Here is a 17,881-nt window from a genome sequence, read left to right as displayed (position 1 = left end):
GTTTTACCTTAGCCGACGGCTTGGCGCAGTGACTGTGGCATCCCGATTTTCAGTTGTTGAATGAGGTCATAAATGTGATGAATATTTAAGCTTACTTTAGCACGAGTACAGGCCACGTACAGCAGACGTAACTCTTCGTCACTAATTTTATGGTCTTTCTCATTCAGCTTGAACTGGTAATCATCTTCAATATGAACGCGATCCCATTCCAGACCTTTGGCCTTATGCGCGGTAGAGATGATGTAGTCCGCTTGTCCGATTGGGGTGATTTTGGCGAGGGCAGTTTTCAGGGGATCAGTGCCATGTTCATCGACCAGTTTGACTAAAGGCTTGATATCACTACCTTCATTAGTCTCACAGTATTCGTGCACATCATGCCAGGAATTAAACCAGGCCAGTTCAGGTACATCAACTACACGTTTGCCCTGTTTCAGCATGGCAGCCGCATCAACAAAACGGTTTAATTTAACATGATCCGCTTGCAGACTCACTTTATCGCCACGTACTAAACCGGCAAGTAATAGTTCCATAGCACGCGCATTGGTCCGGCATAGAATCGCATCGCGTAATTTAGTGTGCGGTTTATTGACGACTTTGGAGTTTAAGTGCGGATTACCGAGTAGGGGCACGGTTTCATTCAATGCTCCCAAAATCGCATTAGCATTTAACGCAATTTCAGGCCCGAAACGGAATGAAGTGGTCAGACGAGATTCGGGTAGCGGCAGCTGCTGCATGGCATTCACTGCGCCACGCCAGGCATAAATCTGCTGATGCGCATCGCCGACATAGATGACCTGAGTGCTACGCTGTTTCAGCAAAATTCCCAGCATCAGTGGGTCGGCATCCTGTGCTTCATCAAACAGCACATAGTCGGCAGGAATATTGGGCTCAGACAATGCCCAAAGTTTCAGGTAAATATCATGCCCAATCCCGGCCTGATGATTGGGATCAGTTGACTCTAACCAACGCCGTTCAACTGCTGGATAAAGTTTCTTTTGCAATGCTTCAATATCATCTGGGTGTAGCCAGCTCGGTGCCTGAATATGTCGCGGGGCGGGATATTGCGAACTGGTCGAGCAGAAATAGCCGACTGCGTTCGCAACCAGACTGGCCAGACGCGAAGGCATCAGCACATATTTTTCATAACGTCCGCCCATCATCCGGCGCAAGGTCATGGGCTCAAGACGATATTCCTTGGCAATAAAGCTTGGACTTAAACGCGGTAGGCGTAGCTTATCCGTGACTCCACGTGGAACACTGCGAAAAGCCAGGGAGTGAAACGTTCGGCAGTCCACACCCCGATGAAACTTGTTTTGTGCTTCTGAGGCAATGGATTTATTAAATGCCAGATACATACCGCGCCGTTCCGGCATGGCATCACTGATCATTTGCAGGGTCGTAGTTTTACCTGTGCCCGCATAGGCAATGACTTTAAAAGATTTTCCCAGACGTGCGTTATCAATGGCAGTTGCCTGCTCATAGGTCGCTTTGGGTTTTTGCAGATCAGACACAGGTAGATTCATTCACGACTTAATGTTGACGATTGGCTTTTTCAACCAGACCGGATAGACTCTGACGGCGTGCCAGTTCATTCAGGACCAGTTGTGGATCCAGGTCGAAGTAACCGAGCATCACAATGGTATGGAACCACAGATCAGCCACTTCATAGATCAGGTCATTCTTGTTGTCTTCAGAGGCTTCAGTTTTAAAATCTTTAGCCGCGATCACAGTTTCAAAGCTTTCTTCACCGACTTTTTCCAGAATCTTGTTGAGGCCTTTATGATACAGCTTGGCCACATAAGAGGATTCCGGATCAGCTTTCTTACGCTCTGCCATCATCTCGCCCAAGTATGACAATACTTCAACCTGTTCAGACTGAGCGGTTGAGGCATTCATGACAAGAGTATGTGGATTTGTTGATTTTTCACCGTAAATTGCAGCAGGATCTTTGATTTGTGCATCCACAATTTCCCAGCCATTCGGTGTCAGTTTACGATAGAAACATGATTCACGGCCGGTATGGCAGGCAATACCACCATGCTGTTCAATCTGTAAAATAATCACGTCCGCATCACAGTCCAGACGGATTTCATGCACAGTCTGGAAATGACCAGATTCTTCACCCTTATGCCATAACTTGTTACGTGAACGGGAGAAATATACCGCCTGATTTTTTTCAGCAGTTAAAGCCAGCGCTTCACGATTCATCCAGGCGACCATCAATACACGACCAGTTTGATGGTGCTGGGCAATGGCAGGGATCAGACCTTGTTCGTTAAATTTTACTTCATCGAGCCATTGCACGTTGTTCATAAGGGTTTCCATTAATTAAATCAGAATATAAAAAGATGGATAGGAAATATCCGTCCATAGTGTACGTGATCTCGTCGCATTTGCGGCAAAAATCTGTACCTGAAAAGACAGGATGTGTCGTTGGGCGCATTCAGATTATAAACCTGAGCGGCTGAATCTCTAAAGTACAGAAATAAAATAGCCGCCAGTAGGCGGCCGGAATATTCTTGAAGAAATTACCAGTGCTCGCCCGGGAAGATCCGTGCATAGGCCTTTTGCACCCAGTTCAGTTTTTGTGGCTGACCCACTGATGCTGAAGAGCTTGGGAACAGGTTATAACCGATCGACATCAGGACATTGTTGATGTCTGGTGCAATCGCATAGGTAATCGAAGCCAGACGTCCCAAATTGGTTGCGACTTTCTTCGGACGTTTCACAATCGCATAAGCAACCAGTTCAGCTGCCTGTTCCGGAGACAGGGTAGGCACATATTTATAGATCTTGGTCGGTGCGATCATTGGTGTACGAACCAAAGGCATATAAATTGAAGTGATTGCAACTTTATGTGAATGGACTTCTGCAGACAGACAGCGGCTGAAAGCATCCAGTGCCGCTTTAGATGCGACATAAGCCGAGAAGCGGGTGGCGTTCGCCAATACACCAATCGAGCTGATATTGATGATATGACCTGCACGGCGAATCATCATTTGCGGCAGGATATTCATCACCAGGCGCACTGCACCAAAATAATTTAGCTGCATGGTACGTTCAAAATCATGAAAACGATCCACTGATTCATGCACTGCACGGCGAATCGAGCGGCCCGCATTGTTAATCAGGATATCGATATGGTCGACTGAAGCAATAATCTGTTTGGACACTTCATCAATGGATTCCATGTTGTTGAGATCACATGGAAATACTGAAGCTTTACCGCCCTTGGATTCAATTTCTTTTTTTACTTGTTCTAGGGTGTCTTTGGTACGCGCGACCAGTAAAACATGTGCGCCAGCATCTGCCAGCTGATGTGCTGTCGTTAAACCTATACCACTGGATGCGCCTGTAATAAGAACAGTTTTACCTGCAATACGTTTTTCCAATTGTTTCTGTAGTCTAGTTTTCACGTTTGTTATCCCTAATTTGAAGACTGCGTTCAAATTATTTTTATTAAAAAATCAAAGATGGCTCTAACAGAGATAAGAGCGAAGATGAGTACTAATATGATAACTAATTATTTAAAAAAATCTATACATTAAACTATTGAAAATAAAATAAAAATTAGAGTAATTGCTCTATTTATGTTCGCCGTTTCAATTGATTTTTATCATGAAAATAAATAACAAAGCAAGTGATTGTATTCAAAAAATAAATAAAAAAACTCCAGCATTTTTGCTGGAGTTTTCTGCTTTAAAATGGCGCTTAAACTGCTGTGAGAGATTGTTCCAGATCCGCAATCAGGTCATCAATATGTTCAATCCCGATTGATAAACGAACCATATCTTCACTCACACCTGCTGATTTAAGCTCTTCAGGATTGAGCTGGCGGTGGGTGGTGGTTGCAGGATGACAGGCGAGACTCTTGGCATCCCCAATATTGACCAGACGGGTGAACAGTTGCAGGGCATCAATAAAACGGGCACCGCCTTCACGACCACCTTCTACACCAAAAGTCAGAATGGCAGACGGTTTACCTTTCACATATTTTTGTGCCAAAGCATGCTGCGGGTGATCTTTCAGACCGGCATAATTGACCCATTTTACTTTCGGATGTTGTTGTAAATATTCTGCAACCTTCAGCGCATTTTCAGTATGACGTTCCATACGCAAGCTCAAAGTTTCCAAGCCTTGCAGAATTAAAAATACATTTTGTGGGCTGATCGCTGCCCCGGTATTACGCAGAGGTACGACACGAGCACGCGCTATATACGCCGCTTCACCTAAAGCTTCGACATAATTCACACCATGATAACTCGGATCCGGTGTATTCAAAGCAGGGAAACGCTCGGCATGTTGCCCCCATGGGAACTTGCCACTATCCACGATAATGCCGCCAATCGAATTCCCGTGACCACCAATATATTTGGTCAGTGAATGCACCACGATGTCGGCACCGAAATCAAAAGATTTCTGTAGGACTGGGGTGGCAACTGTATTATCAACGATGACTGGTACGCCATATTCATGGGCAATCTTGGAAATCGCTTCCAGATCAATGATATTGCCCAGCGGGTTACCGATCGATTCCACAAAAACCAGTTTGGTTTTGTCATCAATTAGGCCACGTAATGCCTCTGGATTTTGATAATCAAAGAAGCGAACTTCAATCCCTTGTTTAGGCAGTGTATGCGCAAACAGGTTATAGGTGCCGCCATATAAAGTAGACACTGAAACAATATTGTCACCCGCTTCAGCAATGGTCTGAATCGCATAGGTAATCGCAGCCATACCCGAAGCCAATGCCAGCGCACCAATCCCGCCTTCCATAGCTGCAATACGTTGTTCCAGCACTGCCGTGGTTGGGTTCATGATACGGGTATAAATATTGCCCTGAACTTTTAAATCAAACAGGTCTGCACCGTGCTGAGTATTGTCAAAAGCATATGAGGTAGTTTGATAAATGGGAACCGCAACAGCTTTAGTAGTAGGTTCCGGGCTATAGCCTGCGTGAATCGCTAAAGTTTCTGCTTTATAAGTCATGATCGTTGGTCTTCTTGTGTTTTCTGCTGTATTGAAACTGCTCAAATATTAGCACTTGAAATATGAAGAAAAGTGCATATTTATTCAAATAAATATCTTAATTAACGATATAGCATCAGCAAAATAATGCAAGTTTAGGTGTCAGAAATACTGTTTGAAAAATAAACAGGATTAAACTTGTAACAAGGCATTAACTTCACGTGAATGGCTTATGTTTTGAAGACTTTCTGCGTATAATAGCCGATTATTTTTTCGCTCATGATTGAGCAGGGGAAGTTTGTTTCTTCCCCATTTGGTTTTTCAATTGAGGAGTCCTACGTGGCCCAATATATTTATACGATGAACCGAGTGTCCAAGATGGTTCCGCCAAAGCGCGAAATTCTCAAGGATATCTCCTTATCATTTTTCCCAGGCGCAAAAATTGGTGTGCTTGGTCTGAACGGTGCAGGTAAATCTACTTTGCTTCGTATTATGGCGGGCGTAGATAAAGATTTCTCTGGTGAAGCACGTGCGCAACCGGGTATCAAAATCGGTTACCTCGAGCAAGAACCACCACTTGATCCAACCAAAGACGTTCGTGGCAACGTTGAAGACGGCGTACGTGAAGCACTTGATGCATTAGAACGCCTTGATCAGGTATTTGCAGACTATGCAGATCCGGATGCAGACTTCGATGCTTTGGCGAAAGAACAGGAAAAACTGGAAGCAATTATCCAGACTTGGGATGCGCATAACCTGAATAACCAGCTGGAACAGGCTGCAGCAGCATTGAACCTGCCAGCATGGGATGCAGATGTAACCATGCTTTCAGGTGGTGAACGCCGTCGTGTTGCATTATGTCGTTTACTGCTGTCTAAACCAGACATGCTACTTCTCGACGAACCGACCAACCACTTGGATGCAGAATCTGTATCTTGGCTGGAACGCTTCCTGAAAGACTTTCCGGGCACCATCGTGGCGATTACGCACGACCGTTACTTCCTGGATAACGTGGCAGAGTGGATTCTGGAGCTTGACCGTGGACATGGTATTCCTTACCAAGGTAACTATTCTTCTTGGCTGGAACAGAAAAATGCGCGTTTAGAACAAGAGAACAAACAGGAAGAATCTTTTGCTAAAGCATTGAAAAAAGAACTTGAATGGGTTCGTTCAAATGCGAAAGGCCAGCAGAAGAAAAACAAAGCACGTATGGAACGTTTCGAAGAGCTTAACTCTCGTGAATTCCAGCAACGTAACGAAACTTCTGAAATCTACATTCCACCTGGTCCACGTCTGGGCAACAAGGTGGTTGAAGTTGAAGGGATTAGCAAATCGTTTGGTGACAAACTGCTGTATAAAGACTTGTCTTTCACAGTACCACCAACAGCGATTGTCGGTATCGTAGGTCCAAACGGTGCAGGTAAAACTACACTGTTCCGTATGATGACGGGCGAACAGCAACCCGATACCGGTACGGTAACTTTAGGTGATTCTGTAAAAGTTGCTTATGTGGGTCAGATCCGTGACACCCTAGACGACAATAAAACCGTTTGGGAAGAAGTGTCTGGCGGTCTGGACATCCTGAAAGTGGGTGATTATGAAATTGCATCTCGTGCTTATATTGGACGCTTTAACTTTAAAGGCCAAGATCAGCAAAAACGCGTAGGTGAATTGTCAGGTGGTGAGCGTAACCGTTTACAACTTGCGAAAATCCTGCAACAAGGTGCTAACGTAATCCTGCTCGATGAACCATCAAACGACCTGGACGTAGAAACTTTACGTGCGTTAGAAGATGCAATTCTGGTATTCCCAGGCTGTGTGATGGTGGTATCGCATGACCGTTGGTTCCTGGATCGTATTGCGACTCACATCTTGTCATTTGAAGATGAGACTCCAGAGTTCTTCACCGGTAACTATACCGAGTTTGAAGAATATCGCCGTAAGAAATATGGTGATGATCTGGCAGCGAAGCGTCAGAAATACCGCAAAATTGGTGCTTAATCAAAGCGCGTAAAAAAACCAGCCTTTGGGCTGGTTTTTTTATTTAATATTGGACACTCATTTGGCTATAAGTATTTGATAACAGCCGCGCAGCTTTTAAATGACCTTGCTGTTTAGCCTTATTCAGCCATTCTTCAGCATGAAAATAATTCTGATTTAAACCTAGACTACCTTTAAGAAAGTGTTTACCTAATTTGTATTGCGCTTCGACGTGTCCACGTGTTGCTGCACTTAAGTAGTTCCAGAAAGCATTGCGTTGATAACTTTCTTGCTGCTCTAGTTGCGCAATTTGAAAATGTTCGACTTGGCGTTGCTTTAAAGCATGGCAAAGCTTTTCAAGTTGCACAGCTTCCAGATAACAGGTGTCTGCTTCAGATATAGAATTTTCCATGTCTGAATTTGTTGACTCATCGTGAGAAAACAGAAAATGTATGACTTTTTTAAGTTTAAGCATTTTTATTCCTCACCTTTGCCATTATTAATAATTAATTAAACTATCCACTAAAGACTACAATATAAAGCGGTTTTATTTCGGTAATGAATTGCATGCTTTTAGTCTCATGTTGATATTTTTGTGTATTTAATGAGCAAAAACAAGCAGTAGAAATAAAAAAACTTCATTTTAAAAGTGAAGCAAATTGGAAGAAATATGAATTTGTTGTTCTAGTCGACATTTTGATATTAGGGGTTAGAAGATTTAGTTTTACTAATAAAAAAATCTTGCATAAGCATGCAAGATTTTTCGGCTTTGAAAATGAGTAAACTATAGAAATCAGATTTCCCACTCATGATTGCATTCACGGCATTTCCATTTTTTTTGACTTTGCATGAAAGCCTGCATGGAAATTTTAAAATCAGGTAAATCTTTATAGAACATGAAGCCTGCGATCAGACAGATTATAAACACGATCACAGTAGCGGTCTGTAAAGTCGTACCTGCACCATCTCCAAAAATCCACATCGCGATGCTAATGATGACCAATAGCAATAATACAAACAGGGCAGGCACCAGCATGATCAGGCTTTTAGGCACGACAGGACGCGCCGCCGGTTGACCTGGCTGAGCCACGGGCATGATTTTTGGGCTTTGACATTTAGGGCAACGATATTGCATTACAACTCCAAAATTCTAAATTACTGATTATTTTATCGGAAGATACGCAAAAACCGAAATACCGCCAATATAAAACAGACAGACAATAAAAAACCCAAGTCACAATGCTTGGGTTTTTTATTAAGATGTTGCCATCTTGAATATGGCGTCCCTACGGGGATTCGAACCCCGGTTACCGCCGTGAAAGGGCGATGTCCTAGGCCTCTAGACGATAGGGACAAATGAGGCAAATACACAGGTAAAGCAAGACTTATTTGGTGGAGTCAAGGAGGATCGAACTCCTGACCTCTACAATGCCATTGTAGCGCTCTACCAACTGAGCTATGACCCCAGTCTGTGTGAGCGCTATATTATGGATATAACGCTCAGCCGTCAACTAAAAAATAAATTAAGCTTGATCAACTGCTTCATTTTTCGGCAGTTTCAGACTCTCATTCAGTTTCTCCCAAGCTTTTACTTCCTTTTTGCTAGGACCACCGACCACTTCCAGCGCGTGGCGCAGACGGGCAAAAGTCAGATCCGGACCAATGGTAACCATGGTCTGCATGACTGGGGTAGAAGCGGTTGAACCGGCAATGGCAATAAAGAACGCTGGCATAAAGTCACGTAATTTAACGCCCATCTGATTCGCCAGATCCATCAGCGTTTGGCTGACAGTGTCATTGTTCCAGGTGAACAGGCTTTCCAGACGCCAGATCGCAAATTGCAGGCTTTGACGAACTTGTTCTTCAGAAAGTTTTTTGCTTTCGAACTGTTCTTTAGTCAAGGTCGGGAAATGGTTGAAATAATGCGCTGACCAGTTTACTGCTTCAGACAGCAGATTGATTCGTGGTTGAATCGCAGCAGCGATTTCTTCCAGTTTGGCACGGTCTGCTTTCCAGGTCAGTAGGGTATCTAACAGTTCGGCAGGAGAGAGGGCTTTAATCCACTGACCATTTAACCAGTTCAGTTTCTCAACATCAAAGATTGGACCACCCAGAGAGACACGGTTAATATCAAAGTGTTCAATCATTTCAGCCAAAGCGAACTTTTCACGCTCATCTGGCATTGACCAGCCCATACGGCCAAGATAGTTCAGCAAAGCTTCTGGCAATACACCGATGTCTTTATAATAGTTGATTGAAGTCGGGTTCTTACGTTTAGACAGTTTTGATTTATCCGGATTACGCAGTAGCGGCATGTGGCACAGGACTGGCATATCCCAACTAAAGTATTTGTACAGCAACTGATGTTTCGGTGCAGATGGAATCCATTCTTCACCACGAATCACATGCGTAATTTGCATCAGGTGGTCATCAACCACGTTTGCCAGATGGTAAGTTGGAAGGCCATCCGTTTTTAGCAGAATTTGCATGTCGACTTGCGCCCAGGGAATTTCTACTTCACCACGGAGCATGTCATTAAAGGTACATACCCCTTCAGTCGGCACTTTCATACGGATCACGTGCGGTTCACCAGCTGCCAGACGACGTGCCACTTCTTCTTTAGACAGTTTTAGACCGCGACCATCGTAGCGTGGAGTTTCGCCACGCGCCTGCTGTTCAGCACGCATTTCATCCAGTTCTTGCGCTGTTGCGAAACAGTAGAAGGCATGACCTTTATCTACCAGTTCTTCTGCGTATTTTTTATAGATGCTCATCCGTTCTGACTGGCGGTATGGTGCATGTGGACCACCGACATCTGGGCCTTCTGACCAGTTCAGGCCTAACCAGCGTAGTGAGTCCAGAATCATTTTTTCAGATTCAGGAGTAGAACGCAGCTGATCCGTATCTTCAATACGAAGAATAAATTCACCACCGTGCTGTTTGGCAAAACACAGGTTGAACAGGGCAATATAGGCAGTTCCCACATGCGGGAAACCGGTAGGAGAAGGTGCAATACGAGTACGAACAGTCATAGCCGGATCTAATCTTAAATATAAAATTGCAGCTATTATAACGAAAAAGCCACATCACTTAATGCTTTATTCAACATTGAATGATGTGACTTTTCAGGATGAGCAAAATATAACGAAGGTGGAGAACTAAAACTAAGTCTTATGAATTGCTCGGAGAAAAAATACTTTGCACAAAACGGGTAAAGCGCAGGTTTTGAGCTGCAAAAAAGCTTTGAGTCGGATTTGATTTGAACGCAGTCAGCGCTTTAAGTTCATCCTCAGTATGAAAAGCATTTTTATCAGCTTTATGTTGCTGAATTGCTTTTTCAATTGGTGAGGTTTTCACTTCAATTGCATTTACAGAGGCTTTAGATAGCTCTGTTTTTACAACTACAGCATGGCCAAGTTGAATCGAGAACAGCATGATAAGACTTAGGATGCTGGCTGTGAATATTTTAAATTTCATATCCAAACTTCCTCCTTAGCTCTGGTTAATCTTGTTTTGTTAAAAATGTTGTTATAATACTGGCTACAATCTAATCACATTCGGATATAAAAAAGTAGAACCAGGTCACATTTTTTACAAAAAACTAATATTTCTCTGTGGAAAATTACTAAATTTCAGAATTTCCACATTTAAGTTGCCTATTTGTAACAGATAACTGTGTAGAGATCGTGAAGAACTGTCTTAAATTGTAGCAGGATATTAAATTTTTAGGGGAAAATGTATCCGAAATGAATTGTGAGCATATATATCAAAAATAGAATATGATCGGATAAAATATTATAAGCGCATGATTGTTAAGTACTTTTTTATTTATATAGTGCTGGATAAAGATAAATTAGCAATGAGCTCCAATCATGAAAAAGATAATAACTTCTACTATTTTAGTATTACTTGGCGGAAGTGTCATTCCTGGCTATGCTGCAAAAGACTTTCTCAACGGTTCCTATGATCCGACCCGCGAATTCTATCAGGAATATAACGAAGAATTTGGTAAGTTCTGGAAACAGAAAACCGGGCAAGCGGTCAACTTTAAACAGTCACATGGCGGTTCAGGCGAACAGGCACGCTCTGTGGTGGATGGCTTGCAGGCCGATGTAGTCACATTGGCACTGGCCAATGACATCGAAGAAATTGTCAATGCAGGCTTAATCAAAAAGGGCTGGCAGAAAGAGTTCCCAAGTAATTCGGCTCCTTATACTTCTACAATTGTATTTCTGGTTCGTAAAGGCAATCCAAAACAGATTAAAGACTGGAATGACCTAACCAAACCAGGCGTTGAAATTATTACGCCAAACCCAAAAACTGGCGGTGCACCGCGCTGGATTTATCTTTCTGCATGGGGGTATGCCCTAAAACAGCCAGGTGGTAATGATGCCAAAGCCAAAGAACTGGTGAAAAAACTCTATGCCAATGTCAAAGTACTGGATTCAGGTGCGCGTGGTTCCTTAACGACCTTTGCTGAACGCGGGATCGGCGATGTATTACTCTCTTGGGAAAATGAAGCATTATTGGCTACGCAAGGTCTGGGTAAAGATAAGTATGAAATTGTTTATCCTTCAATTTCCATTCTGGCTGAGCCATCAGTAGCGATTGTCGACAAGACCGTGGATAAAAATGGCAACCGCAATTTAGCCAAAGGTTATTTAAACTATTTATATTCACCAAAAGGGCAGGAGCTGGCAGCGAAATATTACTTCCGTCCACGTGATGCCAAAGCAGCAGCAAAATATGCGGCGCAATTCCCGAAAATCCAGACTTTTACCATTGATAAAGTCTTTGGCGGCTGGGCAAAAGCGCAGAAAACCCATTTTGTGAATGGGGCGATCTACGATCAGATCTCTGCGGAAAACCGTAAATAATTTTAATTACTGAAGCAAAATCAGAAACGGATAATTTATTATCCGTTTTTTTTATATCTAATGCATAAAATGCTATAAAAATAGGATAAGCCTTTAATCTAGATATTTTTATTATATAAAACATGAAATTAAAACAAAAAATAACTAAATATTACCCTGTATGCACTTTGTTTGCTCAATTGCGAAAAATAACTTTATTTCATATAGTTATATCTAATGAAGATAATCTCCCGATACTCTTATGAAAACTCAATTTAAATCACTAGTTAGCGCTGCCTTATTGGCAACAGGACTGACATTTACTGCAACTGCGAGCCAAGCCGCGGATCGTGAATTCCTGAACGTTTCTTATGATGCGACTCGCGAATTCTATGATGAATTTAACAAATCTTTTGGGGCCTACTGGAAAAAACGAACCGGTATCGATGTGAACTTTAAGCAGTCACACGGCGGTTCGGGTAAACAGGCCCGTTCTGTGGTTGACGGTTTAAAAGGTGATGTAGTTACCTTGGCATTGGCAAACGATATTGAAGAGATCGTAAGATCTGGTCAGATTCAGCCAGGCTGGCAAAAAGAGTTCCCGCACAATTCTGCACCTTATACTTCAACGATTGTCTTCATGGTGCGTAAGGGTAACCCTAAAGGAATTAAAGATTGGAAAGATCTGACTAAACCGGGTGTAGAAATTATTACACCAAATCCGAAAACTGGTGGCTTGCCACGTTGGGTCTATCTGTCAGCTTGGGGTTATGCAGAGAAACAGCCGGGTGGTAGCAAAGCCAAAGCCCAAGAATTTGTCGGCAAGCTTTATAAAAACGTAAAAGTGATGGACTCTGCTGCACGTGCTTCGATGACCACATTTGCTGAACGTAATATTGGTGATGTGTTGTTAACTTGGGAAAATGAAGCCCTAGTAACACAAAAAACTCTCGGTAAAAATAAGTTTGATATCGTTTATCCATCTTTGACCATTCTGACTGAACCCTCTGTAGCCATCGTAGATCGTACAGTGGATAAAAATGGCAATAAATGGTTAGCTAAAGGTTATATCAACTATCTTTACTCTCCACTTGGTCAGGACATGGCAGCACGACATTTCTACCGTCCACGTAATGAGAAAGTATTAGCCAAATATTCATCACAGTTCCCGAAAATTAAAACCTTTACCATTGATGAAGTATTCGGTGGCTGGGCCAATGCACAGAAAACTCACTTTGTGAATGGCGCAATCTTCGACCAGATCTACAACTCGAAGCGTTAATCTGTTGATTAGAAAATAAATTTAAAATATAAAAAAGCTTCCTCGATGGAGGCTTTTTTATCGGCTGTCGAAAAATAAAAACGGTTTTCTCTATAGAAATTAATATTTATCTACAAAAAGTCGTTTGGAGCTTTAGCTAAACAGAGTGATAATGTGCAGTTAAATTTTTCGCCCTATTGATTGAGTTTTTATGTCACATATTTCTGTATTACTTCACGAAACGATTGATGCCTTACTGGCTGGTCGCAATACGGGAATTTATGTGGATGGAACCTTTGGTCGCGGTGGGCATACACGTTTATTGCTTTCCAAATTGGATGAAAATGCACGCGTCTACGCCTTCGATAAAGACCCGCAAGCATTGGCTGTTGCCGCAGAACTGGAACAGGAAGATTCACGTTTTAAAATTATCCATGCCAGCTTCGCTGATTTAAAACAGGCATTAGCTGAGCAGGGTATTGTAAGTGTAGATGGTGTGATGGCTGACTTAGGGGTGTCTTCACCGCAGCTGGATCAGGCAGAACGCGGTTTCAGCTTTATGAAAGATGGCCCGCTGGATATGCGTATGGACAACTCGCAAGGTCCGACTGCAGCAGAATGGTTAGTGAATATTGAAGAAGAAGCACTGGCCAATGTGATTTTTCAGTATGGGGAAGAGCGTTATAGTCGCCGTATTGCTAAAGCAATCAAGGCTGCCGGATATATTGATACCACAGCCAAACTGGCGGAAATTGTGAAAGTTGCCCACCCAAAATGGGAAAAAAATAAACATGCTGCCACTCGAACTTTCCAAGCAATTCGTATTGCTATTAATAAAGAATTAGAAGATATTGAAACTTTCCTCCCTCAAGCGGTTGAAATTTTAAAACCAGAGGGACGTTTGGCTGTGATCAGCTTTCATTCATTAGAAGACCGGTTGATTAAACAGTTTATTCAAAAAGAATCAACGCTTGAAGAAGATTCAGGCTGGGGAATGCCGCAACAACAAAAGGATACGCGACGTTTAAAGAAAATCGCCCGGGTCAAGGCAAGTGATGAGGAAGTTAAAGCCAATCCTCGTTCACGTAGCGCATGGCTGCGCGTGGCAGAACGTTTAGCTTAATAGGCACATCATGAAAACTGAAGTGGTTGATAAAAAAACAGAAAAGTTATGGCTGAAAAAAGTCATTGTTTACCTCATATTAATGTTGATGGTCTTCATCAGTGCGGTATTTGTCGTCTTCCAGGTCTTTGAATACCGTCAGGATAACCGCAAACTGAGTACCTATCTGCGTGAACGGGATGACCTGAATGCAGAGTGGGGACGTTTGCTGATTGAACAGCAGACCTTTGGTGCGACCGCGCAGATTGGTACCCGTGCAGTGACCCAGTTAAGGATGTATTCACCTCCGATTTCACAGAGTGTCGTAATTTCCTTACCACAACCTTCAGATGAGAAAAAATAAGGCTAGCGCTCGAACATGGTAGACAAGAGAAAGAAGCAACCGGTACGTAAAAAGCAGTCCGTCACCGAGAAAAATGCCTTAAATGTTTATATCAACCGTTTTTACATCATGTGGGCCGTGGTGCTGCTGTGTTTTGTGACACTGATCGGCCGAGCTTTTTATGTGCAGATTATTAATAAGGATTTTCTGCAAAATAAAGCCAATGCCAATATTCTGCGAACCAATACCATCAAGGCTATGCGTGGAGTAATTTATGATCGTAATGGTATTCCGCTGGCGATCAGTACGCCGATTATGAAAATCGTGATTGACCCACGTGACTATTTTGATAATAAAAAACTTTATGATGAGACCATGCTGGCGCTACAGAAAGAGCCGAATAGCCGTAAACTGAAACGTCAACTCCCAGATAAAAACTTGAATCTCGATGAGCTGGCTGATGCAGTGGGTATGGATCGTGCTGAATTGCGCAAAAAAATGGAAGAGCGTCCACGTTCACGTTATCTGATCCTGAAAAAAGAAGTGCCGCCACAACAGGCGGAACTGATCATGAAGCGTAATTTCCAAGGCGTTTATACCGAGAAGAACTATAAGCGTTATTATCCGCAGCCACAGCCAAACTCCCAGATTATTGGTCTGACCAATAGTGAAGGAACTGGGATCGAAGGTCTGGAGATGCAGCTGAATACCCGTCTTGCCGGTCAGGATGGTGAACAGCAGATTATCCGTGACAAAAAAGGCAACCGGGTTAAAGAACCGGAAGTGATTAAAGAAGTCGAGCCGGGTGAAAATATTACCCTGAGTATCGACTCACGTTTACAGTACATTATGTACCGTGAACTCACTGCAGCGGGTGTCGCCAATAATGCCCGCTCCGCAACGGCGATTGCAGTCGATGTCAAAACTGGTGAAATTCTGGCAATGTCTTCTTGGCCTTCTTATAACCCGAATGACAAGAATGGCTTATTAAATAAAGATGCAATGCGTAACCGTGGCGCTGTCGATTCCTTCGAGCCGGGTTCAACCATGAAGCCGCTAACAGTGGCGATGGCTCTAGAGAGTGGGAAATATACGGCCAATTCGGTGATCAATACGACTCCAGGTAGTATGCGGGTCGGGAATCACACTATTCGTGATACGCATAACTACGGTCAGTTAACACTAGGTGGCATTATCCAGAAATCATCAAACGTCGGTGTAGCTAAATTAGCTTTGTCACTGCCGTATGAAACCTTACCGACTTTCTATAAACGTCTTGGTTTTGGTCAGCGTTCCGCAGTGAAATTTCCGGGTGAAAGTTCTGGTTTAATTCTGCCGCCAAGTAAATGGAATGTGTCTGAAGTAGCAACCATGGCTTATGGTTATGGTCTGAATGCGACTGTGCTGCAATTGGCTGATGCCTATGCCATGCTGGCGAATAAAGGTGTGAAAGTGCCTTTAAGTCTATATAAGTTAGAAGAACAGCCACAAGGCGAGCAGATGATTGATCCTCAAATCGCAGAACAGGTTCTGCTGATGATGGAAACAGCAACTTTGCCTGGTGGTACAGCAACCCGTGCAACTGTACCTGGTTATCGTGTTGCAGGTAAAACGGGTACTGCGCATAAATTGCGTGCCGACCGTAAAGGTTATTCGACCAATGAATACCGTGCTTTATTCGCTGGCGTAGCACCAGTCAGTGACCCACGGATCGCTATGGTGGTGGTGGTAGAAAACCCACAAGGCACTTACTATGGTGGTACGGTATCTGCACCTGTCTTTGCCCGTGTGATGCAGGAGTCTTTACGCCTGCTGAATGTCCCGTTGGACAAACCTTTAGAATCTCCCAAAGTCCAGTAAATAGGTGATCAATGTTCATTACATTTCAAGATCTCTACGCCGTTCAAGAACCTGCTGAATGGATGCGACAATCCTTTCAGGGTTTCGAACTGGACAGCCGCAAAGTTAAACTGGGGCAAATTTTTATTGCCCTGACCAGCTTGTCTCAACCTGAAAAAACTGCAGAATATGCCAAGAAAGCCTTGTCATTGGGTGCACTGGCCGTGATTTCAGAACAAGATCTGGATATTGCTCCAGCTTTGGTAGTACCCAATGTCCGTCACCTGATGGGCGAATGGCAGAAGCACTATCTGCAAGGGACTCAGCCAGTCAATACTGCCCGTATTCTGGCCGTAACTGGTACCAATGGTAAAACCACAATTTCCCGTCTGGTTGCTGAGTTGCTGATGCTGCAAGGCAAAGCCTGTGCAGTTATGGGGACTACAGGGAATGGTATTTTACCGAATCTGGAAGCCTCTTCTCATACCACACTCGATGCCTTGCAATTGCAAAATGCCTTGCATGCCTATGCACAGGCAGGTGCGGAATTTGCTTCAATTGAAGCGAGTTCGCATGGTCTGGAGCAGGGTCGTCTGAATGGTTGTGCGATTGAAATTGCGGCTTATAGCAATTTAAGTCGAGATCATCTCGACTATCACGGTACGCTGGAAGCTTATGCAGAAGCAAAATCGCGTTTATTCAGCTATGAATCTCTGAAAGTTGCCGTCATCAATATTGATGATGCACATGCAGAAGTGATGTTGAATGCTGCGAAAGCCAATCCAAATCAGCCGAAAATTCTAACTTATTCTTTGTCACAAGCAGCCGATTATCAGGTTCAGGATATCCAGTACAGTATTTCCGGTGCTGAATTTAAATTGATCACTGCACAAGATACATTTACTGTGCATAGTCCTTTGTTGGGTCATTTCAATATCGAAAATCTGGTTGCGAGCTTGGTTGTGGCAGAGCAAGCTGGTTTTACATTAGCCGATTTAATCGCAACTGTACCTGAGCTGAAAGGTGCACCAGGCCGTATGCAGGTCATTCGTGATGATGAGCGTTTATTTGTCGTGGATTATGCGCATACTCCAGATGCCCTGAATCAGGTCTTGCTTACGCTGAAGCGTCATGTCAGCCAAAAACTCTGGGTTGCTTTTGGCTGTGGCGGTGATCGTGATCGTGGCAAACGTCCGTTGATGACACAGGCTGCACTTGAGGGCGCTGATATTGCAGTGCTGACTTCGGACAACCCACGTACTGAAGATCCAAACCAGATTTTCGCTGACATGAAGCAGGGTGTCGATTTTTCAGACAAAAGCTATCATGAAATTCATGACCGTCGTGAAGCAATCCGCTTTGTAGTCGACCAGGCGCAGCCAGGTGACATTGTAGTGATTGCCGGTAAGGGACACGAAAATTATCAGGAGATTGATGGGGTGCGACATTGGTTTGATGATGTGGTCGAGGTACAGGCCGCGATTGATGCCCAGCATCACAACCTTGATTTAGCATTTCCAGCGCATTAGGAT

General features: G+C 43.5%; 15 protein-coding genes and 2 tRNA genes. 7 read left to right on the top strand and 10 right to left on the bottom strand.

Translation table 11 applies throughout. The annotated features are described in order from the left end of the window. Positions 1-8 precede the first annotated feature (8 nt). From RJ01_RS00810 to RJ01_RS00795, 4 genes are all read right to left on the bottom strand, one after another. Positions 9-1,511, bottom strand: coding sequence for an AAA family ATPase (locus tag RJ01_RS00810; RefSeq protein ID WP_034169746.1), 1,503 nt, complete (start codon positions 1,509-1,511; stop codon positions 9-11). A gap of 19 nt (positions 1,512-1,530) precedes the next feature. Further along, complete coding sequence (gene hisIE / locus RJ01_RS00805; protein ID WP_034169745.1) at positions 1,531-2,313, bottom strand: bifunctional phosphoribosyl-AMP cyclohydrolase/phosphoribosyl-ATP diphosphatase HisIE; 783 nt, start codon at positions 2,311-2,313, stop codon at positions 1,531-1,533. Between the two features lie 215 nt (positions 2,314-2,528). Further along, positions 2,529-3,416 carry an SDR family NAD(P)-dependent oxidoreductase gene (locus RJ01_RS00800; protein WP_034169744.1) on the bottom strand — a complete coding sequence of 296 codons (888 nt, stop codon included), beginning with the start codon at positions 3,414-3,416 and terminating at the stop codon, positions 2,529-2,531. Positions 3,417-3,711: 295 nt separating this feature from the next. Then, complete coding sequence (locus RJ01_RS00795; RefSeq protein ID WP_034169743.1) at positions 3,712-4,989, bottom strand: bifunctional O-acetylhomoserine aminocarboxypropyltransferase/cysteine synthase; 1,278 nt, start codon at positions 4,987-4,989, stop codon at positions 3,712-3,714. 318 nt (positions 4,990-5,307) lie between these two features. On the opposite strand from RJ01_RS00795, the gene ettA reads away from it, so the two are divergent. Next, positions 5,308-6,969: an energy-dependent translational throttle protein EttA gene (gene ettA, locus RJ01_RS00790; protein WP_005233568.1), complete on the top strand. Its 1,662-nt coding sequence runs from the start codon at positions 5,308-5,310 to the stop codon at positions 6,967-6,969. Between the two features lie 43 nt (positions 6,970-7,012). Here ettA and RJ01_RS00785 read toward each other — a convergent pair whose 3' ends face one another. The 6 genes from RJ01_RS00785 to RJ01_RS00760 form a co-directional block, all read right to left on the bottom strand. Further along, the gene (locus RJ01_RS00785) at positions 7,013-7,360 is read right to left on the bottom strand and encodes a sel1 repeat family protein (RefSeq protein WP_227504391.1); all 348 of its coding nucleotides are present in this window, start codon (positions 7,358-7,360) and stop codon (positions 7,013-7,015) included. Between the two features lie 381 nt (positions 7,361-7,741). After that, positions 7,742-8,083 carry a hypothetical protein gene (locus RJ01_RS00780; protein WP_004787163.1) on the bottom strand — a complete coding sequence of 114 codons (342 nt, stop codon included), beginning with the start codon at positions 8,081-8,083 and terminating at the stop codon, positions 7,742-7,744. 143 nt (positions 8,084-8,226) lie between these two features. Then, positions 8,227-8,302: transfer RNA gene (locus RJ01_RS00775), tRNA-Glu, on the bottom strand. 36 nt (positions 8,303-8,338) lie between these two features. Beyond that, positions 8,339-8,414, bottom strand: a tRNA-Ala gene (locus tag RJ01_RS00770). Between the two features lie 57 nt (positions 8,415-8,471). Beyond that, positions 8,472-9,980: a glutamate--tRNA ligase gene (gene gltX, locus RJ01_RS00765; RefSeq protein WP_034169741.1), complete on the bottom strand. Its 1,509-nt coding sequence runs from the start codon at positions 9,978-9,980 to the stop codon at positions 8,472-8,474. A gap of 139 nt (positions 9,981-10,119) precedes the next feature. Continuing rightward, a complete protein-coding gene (locus RJ01_RS00760) occupies positions 10,120-10,425 on the bottom strand; it encodes a hypothetical protein (RefSeq protein WP_034169740.1) in 306 nt (101 codons plus the stop codon). Positions 10,426-10,820: 395 nt separating this feature from the next. Between RJ01_RS00760 and RJ01_RS00755 the strand changes: the two genes are divergently transcribed. From RJ01_RS00755 to RJ01_RS00730, 6 genes are all read left to right on the top strand, one after another. Then, entirely contained in the window at positions 10,821-11,825 is a 1,005-nt protein-coding gene (locus RJ01_RS00755; protein WP_034169739.1) for a sulfate ABC transporter substrate-binding protein, read from the top strand. A gap of 241 nt (positions 11,826-12,066) precedes the next feature. Continuing rightward, a complete protein-coding gene (locus RJ01_RS00750) occupies positions 12,067-13,086 on the top strand; it encodes a sulfate ABC transporter substrate-binding protein (protein ID WP_034169738.1) in 1,020 nt (339 codons plus the stop codon). A gap of 190 nt (positions 13,087-13,276) precedes the next feature. After that, positions 13,277-14,188 (top strand): 16S rRNA (cytosine(1402)-N(4))-methyltransferase RsmH, encoded by a 912-nt coding sequence (rsmH, locus tag RJ01_RS00745; RefSeq protein ID WP_034169737.1) that lies wholly within the window; start codon positions 13,277-13,279, stop codon positions 14,186-14,188. Between the two features lie 10 nt (positions 14,189-14,198). Beyond that, entirely contained in the window at positions 14,199-14,531 is a 333-nt protein-coding gene (ftsL, locus tag RJ01_RS00740; protein ID WP_004787146.1) for a cell division protein FtsL, read from the top strand. A gap of 15 nt (positions 14,532-14,546) precedes the next feature. Then, entirely contained in the window at positions 14,547-16,370 is a 1,824-nt protein-coding gene (gene ftsI, locus RJ01_RS00735) for a penicillin-binding protein PBP3 (RefSeq protein ID WP_034169736.1), read from the top strand. Between the two features lie 11 nt (positions 16,371-16,381). Next, positions 16,382-17,878: a UDP-N-acetylmuramoyl-L-alanyl-D-glutamate--2,6-diaminopimelate ligase gene (locus RJ01_RS00730; RefSeq protein WP_034169735.1), complete on the top strand. Its 1,497-nt coding sequence runs from the start codon at positions 16,382-16,384 to the stop codon at positions 17,876-17,878. Positions 17,879-17,881 lie beyond the last annotated feature (3 nt).

The sequence above is a fragment of the Acinetobacter sp. YZS-X1-1 genome (genome assembly GCF_000804305.1).
Taxonomy (GTDB): domain Bacteria; phylum Pseudomonadota; class Gammaproteobacteria; order Pseudomonadales; family Moraxellaceae; genus Acinetobacter; species Acinetobacter variabilis.
The sequence above is the reverse complement of the archived record's forward strand: the minus strand, read 5'-3'. Positions and strand labels throughout refer to the sequence as shown.

What these genes read in the sequence shown, in the direction of transcription:
- ftsL (WP_004787146.1), top strand. Translation starts at nt 14,199, where the DNA reads ATGAAAACTGAAGTGGTTGATAAAAAAACAGAAAAGTTATGGCTGAAA.
- RJ01_RS00780 (WP_004787163.1), bottom strand. Translation starts at nt 8,083, where the DNA reads ATGCAATATCGTTGCCCTAAATGTCAAAGCCCAAAAATCATGCCCGTG.
- RJ01_RS00730 (WP_034169735.1), top strand. Translation starts at nt 16,382, where the DNA reads ATGTTCATTACATTTCAAGATCTCTACGCCGTTCAAGAACCTGCTGAA.
- RJ01_RS00750 (WP_034169738.1), top strand. Translation starts at nt 12,067, where the DNA reads ATGAAAACTCAATTTAAATCACTAGTTAGCGCTGCCTTATTGGCAACA.
- RJ01_RS00785 (WP_227504391.1), bottom strand. Translation starts at nt 7,360, where the DNA reads ATGGAAAATTCTATATCTGAAGCAGACACCTGTTATCTGGAAGCTGTG.
- RJ01_RS00760 (WP_034169740.1), bottom strand. Translation starts at nt 10,425, where the DNA reads ATGAAATTTAAAATATTCACAGCCAGCATCCTAAGTCTTATCATGCTG.
- RJ01_RS00755 (WP_034169739.1), top strand. Translation starts at nt 10,821, where the DNA reads ATGAAAAAGATAATAACTTCTACTATTTTAGTATTACTTGGCGGAAGT.
- gltX (WP_034169741.1), bottom strand. Translation starts at nt 9,980, where the DNA reads ATGACTGTTCGTACTCGTATTGCACCTTCTCCTACCGGTTTCCCGCAT.
- ftsI (WP_034169736.1), top strand. Translation starts at nt 14,547, where the DNA reads ATGGTAGACAAGAGAAAGAAGCAACCGGTACGTAAAAAGCAGTCCGTC.
- RJ01_RS00795 (WP_034169743.1), bottom strand. Translation starts at nt 4,989, where the DNA reads ATGACTTATAAAGCAGAAACTTTAGCGATTCACGCAGGCTATAGCCCG.
- rsmH (WP_034169737.1), top strand. Translation starts at nt 13,277, where the DNA reads ATGTCACATATTTCTGTATTACTTCACGAAACGATTGATGCCTTACTG.
- hisIE (WP_034169745.1), bottom strand. Translation starts at nt 2,313, where the DNA reads ATGAACAACGTGCAATGGCTCGATGAAGTAAAATTTAACGAACAAGGT.